The sequence below is a fragment of the Pantoea sp. V106_11 genome (assembly GCF_029967885.1).
Taxonomy (GTDB): Bacteria; Pseudomonadota; Gammaproteobacteria; order Enterobacterales; family Enterobacteriaceae; genus Pantoea; species Pantoea ananatis.
Genome location: NZ_JASCAK010000023.1, coordinates 269330 through 284390 on the forward strand (window position 1 = coordinate 269330; position 15061 = coordinate 284390).

Genomic DNA, 15061 nt, shown 5'->3' on the forward strand with positions numbered 1-15061 from the left:
TGCAGTAAGCTAGCCGAGAAAAATGAACGATTTATGGCTGAAAAATGACAGAAAAAAGATGCACCCATTGATTAATCATGCGGGCTTATCCTTCCCTGCCTTACCAGGCCGCCGTCGCGACCGTGCTTTTCCTCTTGTTCCTGACAGTGAATGAACGCAGAAAGCGGCATCCTGACAACCTGTCGTGCCCATAAGTGACGTTGAACGTCTTGATTGACCAGCCGAGACTGCATGCGATTATGCTGCACGACAGAGCTGGGGCTAACGTAATACGTTCGGCAGCACCCCGGATGCAATAAGAAATGACCAGACGCGTGCAAAGCGCCAGAGACTCACACAACGTCTCGGAATCCTCGCTGCAGCCACAGAGAAAGGGCTGCAACGACTGTTCACTGCCGGAAACAGACACAGGTTGAATATTTCCGCTTAGTAGGTAGACTGGTATACATACCACTAACAAAGGTTATCGTCATGCCAACTCAATCTGCCAGCGCAGAAACTGCTTATGATAAGTTGCTCAGTGCGGCGCGCGTGCTGTTTTACAACCACGGCATTAACGGGACAGGTATCGATGCCATCGTAAAGCGGGCCGGGGTCGCCAAAAAAAGCTTATATAACAACTTTGCCTCTAAAGATGAGCTGGTCGCGATTTATCTCAGGGTTCGTCACGAGGAATGGCTTGCTTTGTACAAAAATCGTCTGGACCTTGCCATGACGCCGAAAGAACGGGTACTGGCCGTATTCGCGGCTTATGAGGACCATGCTGAATTTGCCTATGAAAACGGGTTTCGCGGATGTGGCCTGCTGAACGCAGCGGCAGAGTTGCCCGCCAGCGCGCCGGGACGACAGGCCGTTCGTGAGCACAAGGAGGAAGTGGAGGCGATTCTGACCGCGCATCTGACAGACCTGATGATGGGTGATGCAGAAAGCGCGCGCAAGATGGCACGGCACTTCGCTTTTCTACTGGAAGGCAGTATTTCACGAGCCGGGCTGGAAGGTAACAGCGACTGCGTGAGTCAGGCCAGTATGATTGCTGAACAACTGATGGAGGCATACTGATGCCTGCATCCGGACACCAAACGGGTGGAGCAACGGCCGTCATTATCGCGGCTGTGCTCTGGGGAACGACCGGTACAGCCGCCACCTTTGCCCCGGCTTTAAGCCCGCTCGCCGTGGGCTCGGTGGCAATGGGTATCGGTGGACTGTTCCAGGGACTTATCGCTGCAACCCCGCTTATTCGACAGCGGCGACTGATTTTTCGACATTGGCCTTTTCTGCTGACGGGCGCCCTCGCAGTGGCGGTTTATCCGCTCGCTTTTTATGCGTCTATGCGCTATGCCGGGGTCACTGTCGGCACTGTCATTTCCATCGGCTCTGCCCCGCTACTGTCAGCCCTCATTGAGTACCGTCTTGAAGGCGTACGCCTCACAAAGCAGTGGGCAGGCGGTGCCGCTACAGGGCTTGCCGGCATGATCCTGCTTTGCCTTGCGGAAAGCGGTGGGCACAGTACTGGACAAGGTTCTGCAATGACGGGCATTACGCTGGGGCTGCTGGCTGGTTTTACCTATGCCCTTTATTCGTGGTCTGCGCGGCGGTTAATGCAGGGCGGCATAGCTCCACGCGCGGCAATGGGGGCGACCTTTGGGGCGGGCGGTATCCTGCTTGTCCCTGTCCTTCTGATGACCGGCGCACCGCTTCTGGAAACCTGGAATAATGCCGCCGTCGGGATATATATGGCGCTGGTTCCAATGTTTCTGGGATATCTCTGCTATGGCTACGGACTGGCGCGCATCCCGGCCAGCATGGCAACCACGATCACGCTGCTGGAGCCGGTCGTCGCCGCTCTGCTGGCCGTTCTGCTTGTCGGGGAAAGGCTGCCACTTTCAGGTTGGGCCGGTGTAGGACTCATTATTGCCTGCCTGGGTGTGATCACCTTTCCAGCGGGCAAGCGCGCCTCCCCTTCAGCCCAACGCCGGGCTGATAACCTTTAATCTGGCGACAGGAAAAAGGAGGAAAAAGCGGCCTTCGATGCATTCTGGGCTCTCGACATACGCACGGGCGCTCTCATTAAGCTTGAGGAAAGCAAAACCCGCCTGGAGAATGATAACTGACTCCGTCCCTGAACCTGAGCAGAGGTGTCCTGTGGCGCCTGTATCAACGATAACGTCCAGGATTTACAGGGCCCCAGGGTAATCTGCATAGTCAATCCGGGTACGATGAAGACAGGACCAAAGAAATCGAATGTTCTGCTGCCTGGCGTCTCCGAGGGTTCAGGCGGGACGATACCTTTCGCTTTTTGCTCATGGCTGACATTACCAACATCAGCAGCGATGTCTCAGCCCTCTCGGTCTGCCCTTATCAAATATAAAACGCCTGTTGCAGGGCATCAGGCGTTTAAAAGCTGCCAGATTTCGATCCTTATCAGAACCTTTTATGGCCTACTTTTATCAGAACTGCTCCCAGTTTTGATCCTGTCCGCCAACCACTGCGGTCTGCGGTTTCTTAAAAACCGGCGACGATACCGCTGCGGCGCGGTTTTGCTCCCGATTATTACTGGCTAACTGACCCGCAAGCGTAATCGTGAAGGCACCCACTAAATGACCCAGCGTGGAGGCCTGATCTATCAGAGAACGCGATGCTGCGGAGGCCTGCTCAACCAGTGCGGCGTTTTGCTGTGTCGCTCCATCCATCTGATTTACGGCCTGATGGACCTGGCTGATGCCTTGCGACTGTTCTCCGGCGGCTACGGATATTTCATCCACCAGATCAGTGACCTGCCGCACCGCATCATTCATGCGTGACATGTTAGAGCCTACCCCTTCCGCCTGCTCAGAACCGGCCTCGACAAAGCCCATTGATGACTCAATCAACTCCTTGATTTCACGAGCTGAAGAGGATGAGCGCTGTGCAAGATTACGAACCTCACCCGCCACGACCGCAAATCCCCGCCCCTGCTCACCAGCACGTGCAGCCTCAACGGCGGCATTCAGCGCCAGGATGTTGGTCTGGAAGGCAATCCCTTCAATGAGTGCAATGATGTCAGTGATTTTGGCTGAGCTTGCCCTGATGTCACTCATAGTGGACAGTAGTGTGCGGACACGACCAGCACTGTCTTCTGAGATATCCCGGGCGTTTTTCGCCAACTGACTGGCAAGACGCGTATTTTCAGCGGTCTGACGGACGGTTTCGCTAAGCTCGGACATACTCGCTGCTGTCTGCTCCAGGGAGGCCGCCTGCTCTTCCGTACGGGAGGACAGGTCTTCATTACCCGCCGAAATCTGTGCAGAAGCAGAGCTTACCGACTGAGCAGAAGCTTCCACCTTAGACAGTGAATCTGAAACATTCTCAATCAGATGGTTGAAGGCCCTTGCCGTCAGGCCGATTTCATCATGACGTGACTCATCAACCCTGAGAGTCAGGTCGAGTTTTTCACTGGCCTCTTCCATGGTCTGACGCATGCCGTTCAACTGACGGCGTATAGACATGATGGTTTTGATCGTGAAAAAACCCAATACAAGGATGACGGCGCCAGAGCCGGCAATCAGTCCCCATAGAGTCGTATAGTAGATATGGGTATTGGTTTCATCCAGTTGAGTGCCGATATCAATATTTATCTGCAGTTGCTTACGGTAACTGCTTGTAAGCGTGCGAATGGCTTCACTCAGATTTTTACTGCTTTCATCTGAGTTCGCCGTCGATGATGACTGGGGAATCCTGTTGGTCTGCAGGAAAGGCAGCAGCCTGTCATGAATGTTTTTAATCATGACGAACGCCTCTTTGGTCAGCCGCAGATCTTCGTCGCTGGATATATCATTCTCAAGATAATGCTGATTGAGGGTATTAAGGCGCTCAACCGTTTTGTTCATTTCTGATTCAATTTGCCCCTGCCTGGCAGGGTCTTTTGCGCCCTGATAGTCGTATAGCTTAATGAGAAGTTCATTGTTCTCATCAATCAGTACGTTTAAGTCGATGATCGAAGGTATGGCGTTAATCTGAACATAGTGAAAGCGATACTGGAAGCCAGTAACGACCACGATGGAAATAATAACCATAGAAACGAGAGAAGCTGAAAGCAGAGAAAACGTAAGATAAAGTCGCTGTGAAATTGTCATAACTCACCCTGTGTGTATTTAAAAAATAAAAAACCAACGCTTAGTAAATCGTCGAAATCAACGAAAACTTGATTTTTTTAGAGAGAGGCTGGTGAGTTATGGAGATGAGTAGAGTGAGAATGTGCAGGGCCTGAACATAAACGTGAATATCGCGTAAAACCCAGGGCTAACAAAGCCGCGAAAGGCTGCTCAAGTTTCGCTTTCTGCTGAATGTGGACATTGCGCAATAAGCTGGCTGTTTTTTGCCTGAATGGGCACGGCTCACCCTTTTCACTCAGTTAGGCTAATGCAGCTTTTCATCGCTTATGATAAAAAAGATAACCCGCACTAAGGAGATTTTTATGTATCTGGATGATATTCCTTCTTCTTTTCGGCAGCATGACATGCTTTATCTGACAGCGCCTGACCTGGGCCGTGCAGAAGAAATGCAACGAAAACTGAATGCGTTCAGCTCACTTCATCATGAGTTCTTACTCTGGTCTCCGGGTTTTCACTCTATTGATTCAGTTGAGAAAAACATGGCAGATGCCGCAGATAACTTCCTGAATGACAGAGACGAATATAAGTTTTTAATCATTGAACGCAAGTCAGATGAACTCTTAGGCTGCATAAGCTTGTTCATCCGCAATCAGGCTATCCCTTACGTCGAAATCGGCTACTGGCTTGCAACCAATGCACTGGGCAAAGGCATCATGCCCGAAGCGTGCAAACTGGCCACTAAAATAGCCTCCGATTTTTTGCACGCAAAGAGAATTGAAATTCGTGTCGCGGGACGTAATGTGCGGAGTCAGTCCGTTGCATTAAAATGCGGTTTCAAACTGGAAGCCAGACTGGTTAACGAGCGCCTCGACAGCATGGGAATGACTGACGATACCTTGATCTACAGATATGGCGGTTGACTCTCCCCATCCTGTGAAGTCAGCCTTTCGCTGAGCGCGGCTCTAGACTGTTACGCATGTCCGCTTTATGCCGGGACGGGTCGTTACCCTCAAATCAACCCATCTGTGTCCTCTCACCCACGGTTTCCCTTTCCGGCGAGCCACAGGAGAAAGAACGAATGATTAAGCGCGCCCAGGGTAAACAGTCAGGCTGCTTATTTGGTGAATGATGAGGAGATTAGTTTGATACCCAGTATGCCCAGGACCGCTGAGGAAACGCGATCAACTGACGTCTTGATACGTAAATATACCTGACGCGGTTTCTCGGCAGACAGCGCGACAGAAACGATGGAGTACCAGACAAAATCGATCAAAAAGCTCATCAGAGGGATGACGACATAAAACAGTAGCGGGATATTTTTAGGCAAAAGGGCACTAAAAATAGAGGCAAAGATAATGGCTGTTTTGGGATTGCTCAGTTGTGTTAATAACCCATCTCTGAATGTTTTTAGCCATGTCTTGCTGTGCCCATTTTGTCCATTCAACGCGAGGTGTACAGGCTGAGATGCACCTTTGAAGATGTTAAAAGCCAGCCATAATAAGTAAAACCCGCCCGCCACCTTCATAACCACAAACAGTTCCGGCACCAAAAGTAGCAGCCTCTGTAGCCCAAGCATCGCGACCAGGGCAAAAATCGCAGCACCAACGCCAGTGCCTAAAGCGGTCACGATTCCGTGAAGACGAGAATGCACAACAGCATTTCTGGCAACATAGATAAAGCTTGGGCCGGGGCTTATCACCCCCATAATCAGAACGGCAGCAATGGCCATAAGGCTTGAAATCAACATCCTGGACCTCGGTAGGGAATAATCAGAGCGGCTATTCTAAAGGAAATGATCCGTTTTCACAGGGTGGATTGTGTTGTCTCCGGGATTCGAAAACGAAACAGGCCCGATGAAGCAGCTTCTTGCTCGTCACTATCGTTCATCGCTCACCACCCAGGCGCATCGGTTTAATACCTTTGCTGGTTACCCACGAACAGCCTGACTCACCTGTTAAATTTGTTATTAATCGGCAGCTTAAAGCCAGTGCGGTTAAAGAGGTGCCAGTCTGTATTTGCTATCCTTGGGAAACGAATTCTTGGGTTACCCTTTTTGGAGCAATAATGAGCGATATTATTAATCTGTTCACCAGCCATAAAAGTGAGCGCAGCTTTACCGATAAACCTGTTGACGATGCCATCCTTGATCGCATTATCAGCACCGCCTATCGCGCCCCTACCTCCGTTAACTCACAACAGGTTTCACTGGTGGTTACGCGGGATGCCGCTCAACGTCAGGCCATTTCAGAGATTGCCGGTGGACAGCCCTGGATTGCCAAAGCGCCCGTTTTTATCACCGTCGTTCTCGATATGCATAAATCCCGGGTCGCCATGGCGGCTGTGGGCAAAGAGCAGGTTGCTCAGGACAGCATTGAAAGTATTGTTTCTGGCGCGACTGACGTAGGCATTGCACTAGGCAGTATTATGGCCGCTGCGCGGGCGGAAGGTTTAGGCATCGTGCCCATCGGGGGAATTCGCCGCGATCCGGACGCGATGATCGAACTGCTTAATTTGCCGGAATATACTTTCCCTGTCGCGGGCGTCGTTATCGGTTACGTCGACCAGCCCGCTTTCCAGAAGCCGCGCCTGCCTCTGCAGACCTTCCGTCACGAAGAAAGCTATCACACCGAAGGTCTGGAACAGCAGATCGCCGCTTACAATGCCGAAATGGTTCAGCACTGGCAAGCCACCGGGCGAGCAGACGGCGAAAGCTGGAGCGATAGCGTGAGCGGATATTACCAGCACATCTATTTCCCAAAAGTCCTGCCTGCACTGCACAAACAGGGATTTGGTAGCGACAAATAACCGTTATTCGTCCGGGCAATGCCCGGGCGATGTCTTTCCCTCTGGCTCAACTCTCACAGGCTAACCCCTTGCCCCGTTTCGCCCCTCGTGTTTGGCACGATAGAGCGCTTCATCCGCCCGTTTAATTAATCGTTCCGCCCTTTCTGGCCCTTCCCCTGCCACCGTTGTTGCCACGCCGGCACTCAGCGTGACGCACCCGGTTTCCAGCCCTGTCGAGCTGTGCGGTATCGCTAACTTCCTGACTGCCTCAACCACGCTTGAGGCTATTTTTAACGCATCCGCGGCGCAGGTGTCGGCTAACACGATGGCAAATTCTTCTCCGCCATAGCGTGCGGCGATATCGATGCGGCGCTGGGCAAACGTCTTCAGTAAGCGTCCTACTTGTTGTAAACAGGCGTCACCCGCGACATGGCCGTAGGTATCGTTGTAGCGTTTGAAATAATCGATATCGAAAAGGATTAATGATACCGGCCCACCGCTACTGCGGCCGTGCAGCAGGCTTTTTATCAGAAAGTGGTCAAAGTACCGGCGGTTAGCCAGCCCCGTGAGCCCATCGCCGTTTGCCAGATTCTCCAGTGAATGATTCGCTTCGGTCAGTTCATCCCTGAGATGGGTTAATTCAATTTGATAGCGTAAGCTACGTTTGGCCTCATGCCGTATCAACATCCACAGCAGAATGATCGCCATCAGAAGCACCAGGCTTAATACTACGCCCTGAACCCGGCTTTCGGCCCAGCTAATCAAAAGCCCCTCTTTGTCAAATCCTGCAGCGACAACCAAGGGGTAACGGCTTGAACTGGCGAAACCAAAAATGCGGGTTACGCCGTCAACCTTCGCTTTCCACTGGCCGCTGCCGCGTTCGGCATTGGCTAACAGCTGGTGAAAAAGCGGGCTGGAGGAGAGATTTTTACCAATGTAGCTGTTCGACAAAGGACGAGCATAGAGCACGGTGCTGTCTGCCAGCATCAGCGCCAGTAAGTCCTTGGGACCAATAACAAAATAATCGTAGTAGTGACGAAAGTAATCGATGCTCACCGTGGCAAGGAGTACACCACGGAATCCCTGGTAGGTATCACTGACGCGCAGCGAAACAGGAATAACGTAGCGGCCCGAACTGCGGCTTCGTAATGCAGGCCCCACGTGCAGGCTGTTGCGTGGATTGTTGCGATGATAGCTGAAATACTCCCGGTCGGCGTTATTTCCTGAAAACGACTGCATTAACGAACTGGCGACCCATCGCCCCTGCGCATCGTAATAGAAAATACCCTCCAGCTGCGGCAGGCGGCTCTGTAACGTCCGCATAATGTCGTTGAGGGTTGAGACATTTCCGCCCGTCTCTGCCTGAGACTCGATTTCACGCTGGACTTCACGCAGCGACAGTTCCGTTTGCAGAAAGGTATCTTCGGCCTGACGGGCCTGAGCCAAAGAAAGATCAATGGCGCGTTCTTCAGTGATACGAACCGTTCTTTGCCAGTCCTGGTAAAGCGTCCAGACATTGATCACAATAACGCCAATCGTCAATAAACTTCCCGCCAGGGTAATGCTTCTGAGCAGTGGTGAAAGGCGCATCATCGCCGCATCTTTTTTTCGACGTAATTCCATGCTGGTTAACCCTTCTCTCGCCACGGGATAATGCAACATATCAGAAACAACGTGTTATCAATAACATCCTGACAGGCCATTTATATCTGCCGTTTTCAGTTTAGATTAAGACAGGAACGCCGGCCTCGCCTTGCGCCTGTTCAGAGTACAGGCAGCAGGCTCTGATAGCAGGCTGATGGTGCCAGCCTCACCGGTCGGGCGTATCGGGGAACTCGCAGATGTCGCGGCAGCCTCCACGTCATCCATGACATGGAGAAGGAGAGGTTAACGTCGGCGGCGCCACCACCAAAACAGCAGCAGTCCGATCATCAGCACAACTACTGCCAACCCTGCGCGGGCTATCGGTAAAAGCAGTGACGGCTCGCCGCCCTGACGCAGTGATTTCACCCGTTCCGGGGTAATGCGCACGGCACTGTTGCCTATATCCTGCATGACATAATTCGTGACGTCGGCAATTTGCGTATTATCCAGCGTATGGGCAAAACCAATCATGCCCTGACCGTTTGCGGGCCAGACACCTTCAAGCACGGCCATGGCAACGTTATCGGCCGTAGGCTTTTCCAGGATCGGATGTTTACTCAGGGCAGGTAAACCATTCAGGCCCTGTCCCTCAAGGTTATGGCAGGCGGCACAGTTGTTGCGGTATACGCGCTCGCCATCCGTTAAATCGGACAGCATGTCTGGCGTATCATCTCCGGTCACCGGCGTGAGTCCGCTAGCCGGTTCCTGAACATCTGAATCCGCGTCAGCCTCGCCTTCTTCCTGATCGGCGGCAGGCATCAGGTAGGTTGCTATGGCCGCCCGATCTTCCGGCGTCATACGCGAAAAACTCTTGTCTATCGCTTCAAGCATCGGCCCCGCTGCCGTCGCACCGTTATCGGCGTGACCGCTCGCCAGATAAGCTGCCAGCGATTCCCGTGACCACTGATCGTCACTCTGTAAGGTATTGGCGGTGATGTCAGGCGCAAACCACGTCCCTAAAGAGGCGCCCTGTAACGATTTGCTCTGCTGCTCAGCCATCAAAAAATTGCGCGGCGTATGGCAGGTGCTGCAGTGCGTTAGCCCTTCGACCAGGTAAGCCCCCCTGTTCCATTCCGCGGACTGGCTGGGATCGGGCTTGAAGGGTTTTGTGTCCAGGAAGAGGAAATTCCACGCCGCCATACTAAAGCGCAGATTAAACGGAAACGGCAAATCGGTTTTTTCTGGCTGGCTATCGACCGCTTTCACACCATGCATAAAGTAAGCATAAAGCGCAGACACATCGCTATCACTCACTTTGGCATAGGCGGTGTAAGGCATAGCCGGATACAAATGACTGCCATCGGCACGAATGCCCCTGCGTAGCGCATCGGCAAACTGTTTTTCAGTATAGTGACCAATACCGGCTGTTTTCGAGGGCGTGATATTGGTGCTAAAAATAATGCCTAAAGGGCTACCGATGGCATGGCCGCCGCTGAACGGCGCTTTGCCTTCCTCTGTGTGGCAGGCCGCACAATCCCCAGCCACAGCAAGATATTCCCCTCGTTTTATGAGGTCAGTCTGGCTTTCCGCCCACGCGCTACTCTGAGTTGCAGTCAGCATTAGCAGCGTGGCGGGCAGCAATCGGCTCAATCGCTTACCCATGCTGTGTCTCCTGCAAAATCTTATCAGCGGTACGCAGCGCAAGCGCCATGGCGGTGAGCGTGACATTACAGGTGCCGACCGTTGGCATCACGCCGGTACCGACCATAAACAGGTTTTCATGATCGTGCGCCCGTCCCCAGACATCGGTTACGCTGGTTGCCGGATCGAGTCCCATCGACAACGTACCGATGATATGTTGACGGTTCGAAAATTTACCGCTTTTGCTGTGTCGGATATTGGTCGCACCCAGTTTTGCCGCTATCGCATCGTAGCACTCTCGCGTTTTTTCCGTGCCCTTCTGCACATAGTCATCCACATCCCAGAACAGCGCAGGCGTGGGTAATCCTAATGCATCTTTATTGCTGCTCAGGGTCACGCGGTTATCGGGATTGGGGAGCTGTTCCAGCGCATTTTTAATGCTCAGACGGCGGGCCGCACGAAAACGAACCTGCTCCTGGAGTTTTTTACCAAAGTACCCCTCTTCCAGCACTTCCTTCGTCACCGCCGCCACCTGTGATGCATTGGAGATATCCAGACGGAATGGCGCATGTTCGCGGCGGAATTCGCCGTCTCTGAACTGCCCTATTGAACAGGGACTGACAGGCCCCCGTCCAGGCCAAATCTCTTCATCCACGTCGAAGGTGACGCCAATGGCGGGATGGTCGCAGAGATTACGACCAACATTGTCACGGGCATTGCCAATCCCGTGCGGAAATTTATCGCTGGTCGACATCAGTAAAAGCTTTGGCGTTTCAATCGCATTGGCCGCCAGAACAAATGTCTGCGCCGTAATGCGATGGCTGGTTTTATTCCAGTCATAATAGTGGGCGGCAACAATTCTACCCTGCGCGTCATGCTCAAGCTTATACACGACCGCCTCGGTGATCACCTGAACGCCTGTGTCCTCAGCCTGCTGAGCGGCCAGACCGCCGTGATACTGAGCATCAATCGGACACACCGGCATACAGTTGTTGTTACCGCAGCAGGCCGGGCGACCATCGTAACTGCGACTGTTGCGTCCCGTGCTGTCGTCCAGCACGGTGAAGTCGGGTGCCAGTCTGGCCGTGACGCGTTGCTGAAGCCATGAAGCCGGCACGCGCGCCATCGGAAACGGTTTACTGCGTGGCGAGCCGTTATCAGGCGAACCGCCGACGCCAGCAATGACCTCTGCCTCATAGTAATAGGGCTCCAAATCCTGATAGCCGATCGGCCAGTCTTTGCCCACGCCATAAAGGGTGTGTTGCTGAAAATCATTTGGCACAAAGCGCCACAGCTGAGCAGCCCAGTGCCAGCTGGTGCCGCCAAAAATACGGATGTATTGCGCATTAAACGCCTGCGGACCGAGCTGTTGCAGATAATCATTAGGCTCAGGCGTATAGCGTGGCTGAGGTGCCATGGGAGAAAAGGGATAAGGTGACATAAAGTCAGACTTAAAGGCGGAACTGCGAAAGCGCTCGACCAGCTCATCGCGCCCAATTTTCGGCCCGGACTCAAGTAATACAACGGATTTACCCGCTTTGGCCAGTCGGGTAGCCAGCAAAGCGCCATTTACGCCCGCGCCTATCACAACGACACCCGCCGACTCATTCTTCTTCATTGATGACATTACTCATAAAAAGGATCACGGTTGACTCGCCCAGCTGCCGCAGACGCCATAGGAGAAGCTCGGCGGTACCAGTTTGTCATTCACAATTTGATTCGCGAGCGTGTTAATGTAGGTGATGTAGCGTGCATTTTTGCCTTTGCCCACAACCCCGGTGTACCAGCCGCTCAGGATAGTGCTCGCCAGCTTCGCGCTACCTGCGTCACTCTCAGCAAACGGCAGGCGTTCCTGTTGCAACAGATCGGGCTGATGTGCCAGCAGACTACTCAAACGCAAAAGCGCAGAGGAGAAATTCTTTTGGGTCTGACTCAACGTGTCATAAAGCGCAGCACCCACGGTTTCGTTAAGTTCATCCTGCTGAGTAAGCTGCTGAGAAACCTGCATAAAGATATCCAGCTCATCTGTCTGGGCATCGGGTTGGGCGGCGTTGAGGCGAGCAAGAGGGAGCAGATGTCCGGCAGCGCTGGTTACAGCAACCAGACCGACCATCTTCAGCACGCGTCGGCGTGAATAGTGATTCATCATATCTTCCAGTAAAAGCCACCTGTCGCTGGCAGCAAATCAGCCTGCGTAATACGGATTATTATGCTGGCAGCGCGCATAATATTTGGGCCAGGATTCACAGCCATTCCCTGCCGTGTTCGCACCTGAAGCCGCTGGTTAAGCGCCAATTCAACAGCATAATGGTTGGTGAGTCTGCCATCTGCCGCTTTCAGTCTGCGGGATCATGAACGTCTCTTTCTCAATGATCCACTGGTAATTAACTAAATGTTAACAATCCGCTGAGGATAAACCAGATAGTTGCTTGGGTTATAAATATATTAAATCGATATTAAACAAATTTGATACGAAGCGGAACTGAGAGCACGCTGGCCCATGTGGCATTTTCAGGCTATGGAGGGCGATCGTTGTCTTTGAAGCGGAGTGAAGTAAACTGCCATTCTGCCCTGCTGCAGCAGCACACGTTCTCAAGCAAACGGAGTTGATCATGCCCCCATTACGTTTACTGTTATCAGAATCGAACGATCCCTGGTTTAACCTGGCGGTAGAAGAGTGTATTTTTCGCCAGATGCCGGCTAACCAGCGCGTACTGTTTTTGTGGCGTAATGCGGAAACGGTGGTCTTATGATATGATTCACACATGATAAAAATTCTCATTTGACAGGCTCGCGTTGATGACCAAAGTTCACATCTACACAAGAGTTCAAAGGCTTACCAACAAGAAGGAAGCGGAATTGACGAGCAATTGTCCCGCATCAACAGCTACATTGAATCAAAACCAGAACTGAAAAATGGTGAACTTACACACTGGCAAGACATTGGCTTGAGTGCATACAAGAATAAAAACATTGTCGATGGCGAGCTTGGAAAAATCGTACAGTTAGTAGAATCTGGTGATATTGGTGTTGGACATTATTTGGTGATTTACAGTCTCGACAGGTTATCTCGCCGTTCTTCTTGGGATGAAGATACCATCCAAAAAATAGTTAAAAGTGGCGTAGTCATCCATGATGTATCAACCCCGGTGATTCTTAATAAGGACGAACCTTTTTCCAAAATTTTGATGGAACTTATAATTTCAAGGGTAAATAATGAGAGTAAAATCAAATCTGAACGCTCTATAGCAGGATGGGAAAAGAGGCTAACCGATACTTTAAAAGACGGTAAGGTGTTTACTAAGAAATTACCTCGATGGTTAAGTACTGATGATAACGGTTATACTCTGATAACTGAGCAAGTAGATATTATCAACAGAATATTCACTGAATACACAAATGGATTAACAAGCCCAATGATAGCCCGCCGTCTGAATGAGGAAGGTATAAAATCGACTGGCAGTTCTTTATGGCGACTTGGAACCATTACTAAGTTAATAAAAGATGAACGTCTTAGGGGTAAACTTAAACGTAATAGTGACGGCACATTAATTCCGAATGTATTTCCAGAGGTGATTGGAGAAGAAATATTCAAAATCGCCAATGATATACTTAAAGTTAACTCCGCTGGCGCTAAAGGACGCCCTAGTGAGAATGAAGCAAATAGAGAAGTACACAACATTTTAACTGGTATGATACGTTGTGGAAAATGTGGTTCAAGAGTCACAACATCAAAAAATACACGGGATGTTAGGTATGTTGTCTGCCGGAATCGACTCAATTTTAGAACTTGTGGGCAAGGTAGTAAGAGGTTAGATCTTCTTGAAAAAACCATAATCAGTCACATCAAACAGATTGATCTAACGAAAGTGCTTTCTCAAGAAGAATTTGACACATCTAAAGAAACCAAACTCAAAGTTGAATTGATTGCTTTAGAAGCCGATGCAGAACTTTACAATCAGAAGATTAAAAAACGTAAAGAAGATAAACTTATACCTTCCCTTCCATATGCTGAAGCGTTGACTGAAATCGAAGACAGAATACAAGAAATAAAAAACAAACTGTCACAAGCCCAACCCAACGAGCCTTTGGTTGATATTAAAGAGTTTGATATTGCTATGCTTATGGACTATGAAAATGTTGAACTCAGAATGAGCTTAAGGAAACTACTACTTCAAGTAGTAGACCGGATTACTTTTAGAAGTATTGACGATAAAAACTTAGTAGAGATAAAGTACAATCGAGATACTTATAGGCATGTCTTCCTGCTTGATAAAAAGCTTACGGAGGTAGAGCATGAAATCTCAATCAATAAGATCGGTAATGTGATTGAATACACTACTGATAGTTTTAAAATAGTTGAACATCTCGAAGACGCTATATGTACGTTTTCTAACATTATGAATGCGAAGACTGAAGACTATATTATACTCGCTGGATATATTAACGGACTAGCGGGTAAAAGCTGGATTGCTGATATCATGTATCATCCTGATAATTTAAAGATAGTAACTTCAAATTGAAAACTAAAGCCCCATTAGGGGGCTTTAGTACTCAACAGTAACTACCTCACATACAACATTAGTACCATGCCACTGATCCCGGTAAATCGAAGTATCGATACCGCAACCTGCTTCAAATACATACCCTGTCTGCTCTGAAAACTTCTTGTACTTCATGCTCTCTCTACGGTCATAGTACTGAGCACCGCTATATACGAACCCTGCACTAGCTTGTGGAACAATCCATACGCCATACCAAGCTAACGATGCACCATGAGTGATTACCTTGTACTCAAATTCGCCACCACTGTAACTGCCAGTTTGGATAGTACTTGTAGAGATCTTTGACCTGCTCCCCGTTGATTAATACACCGTGATGTTAGTAATGTCTTCATAAGCCACATGAGGACATCCCCATGAAGAAGCGATTTTCCGACGAACAGATCATCAGTATTCTCC

At 50.5% G+C, this 15061-nt stretch carries 11 protein-coding genes and 1 pseudogene; 6 read left to right on the plus strand and 6 right to left on the minus strand.

The genetic code is table 11. From position 1 onward, the window contains the following. Window positions 1-471 precede the first annotated feature (471 nt). Complete coding sequence (locus QLG08_RS07240; RefSeq protein ID WP_014598291.1) at window positions 472-1059, plus strand: TetR/AcrR family transcriptional regulator; 588 nt, start codon at window positions 472-474, stop codon at window positions 1057-1059. Beyond that, window positions 1059-1991, plus strand: a complete 933-nt coding sequence (locus QLG08_RS07245; RefSeq protein ID WP_014333212.1) for an EamA family transporter — start codon at window positions 1059-1061, stop codon at window positions 1989-1991. The genes QLG08_RS07240 and QLG08_RS07245 overlap by 1 nt, the downstream gene beginning before the upstream one ends. A 456-nt stretch (window positions 1992-2447) precedes the next feature. Here QLG08_RS07245 and QLG08_RS07250 read toward each other — a convergent pair whose 3' ends face one another. Then, entirely contained in the window at window positions 2448-4112 is a 1665-nt protein-coding gene (locus QLG08_RS07250) for a methyl-accepting chemotaxis protein (protein WP_019105917.1), read from the minus strand. 341 nt (window positions 4113-4453) lie between these two features. On the opposite strand from QLG08_RS07250, the gene QLG08_RS07255 reads away from it, so the two are divergent. Beyond that, window positions 4454-5011: a GNAT family N-acetyltransferase gene (locus QLG08_RS07255; RefSeq protein ID WP_014333214.1), complete on the plus strand. Its 558-nt coding sequence runs from the start codon at window positions 4454-4456 to the stop codon at window positions 5009-5011. A 194-nt stretch (window positions 5012-5205) separates the two neighbouring features. Here QLG08_RS07255 and QLG08_RS07260 read toward each other — a convergent pair whose 3' ends face one another. After that, window positions 5206-5838, minus strand: a complete 633-nt coding sequence (locus tag QLG08_RS07260) for a LysE family transporter (protein WP_013027933.1) — start codon at window positions 5836-5838, stop codon at window positions 5206-5208. Window positions 5839-6155: 317 nt separating this feature from the next. Here QLG08_RS07260 and QLG08_RS07265 point away from each other — a divergent pair, with 317 nt between their 5' ends. Continuing rightward, a complete protein-coding gene (locus QLG08_RS07265; RefSeq protein WP_029569646.1) occupies window positions 6156-6896 on the plus strand; it encodes a nitroreductase family protein in 741 nt (246 codons plus the stop codon). Window positions 6897-6956: 60 nt separating this feature from the next. Here QLG08_RS07265 and QLG08_RS07270 read toward each other — a convergent pair whose 3' ends face one another. The 4 genes from QLG08_RS07270 to QLG08_RS07285 all read right to left on the minus strand — a co-directional run bounded on the left by QLG08_RS07270 (window position 6957) and on the right by QLG08_RS07285 (window position 12246). After that, window positions 6957-8498: a sensor domain-containing diguanylate cyclase gene (locus QLG08_RS07270; RefSeq protein WP_194761662.1), complete on the minus strand. Its 1542-nt coding sequence runs from the start codon at window positions 8496-8498 to the stop codon at window positions 6957-6959. Window positions 8499-8762: 264 nt separating this feature from the next. Beyond that, the gene (locus QLG08_RS07275; protein ID WP_110015508.1) at window positions 8763-10121 is read right to left on the minus strand and encodes a cytochrome c; all 1359 of its coding nucleotides are present in this window, start codon (window positions 10119-10121) and stop codon (window positions 8763-8765) included. After that, a complete protein-coding gene (locus QLG08_RS07280) occupies window positions 10114-11718 on the minus strand; it encodes a GMC family oxidoreductase (RefSeq protein ID WP_282472873.1) in 1605 nt (534 codons plus the stop codon). The genes QLG08_RS07275 and QLG08_RS07280 overlap by 8 nt, the downstream gene beginning before the upstream one ends. Before the next feature lie 24 nt (window positions 11719-11742). Continuing rightward, a complete protein-coding gene (locus QLG08_RS07285) occupies window positions 11743-12246 on the minus strand; it encodes a sugar dehydrogenase complex small subunit (protein WP_210484796.1) in 504 nt (167 codons plus the stop codon). Between the two features lie 466 nt (window positions 12247-12712). On the opposite strand from QLG08_RS07285, the pseudogene lplA reads away from it, so the two are divergent. Further along, window positions 12713-12850: pseudogene (gene lplA, locus QLG08_RS07290) on the plus strand (lipoate--protein ligase LplA); the annotation flags it as partial. Between the two features lie 108 nt (window positions 12851-12958). Beyond that, a complete protein-coding gene (locus QLG08_RS07295) occupies window positions 12959-14623 on the plus strand; it encodes a recombinase family protein (RefSeq protein WP_174261146.1) in 1665 nt (554 codons plus the stop codon). Window positions 14624-15061 lie beyond the last annotated feature (438 nt).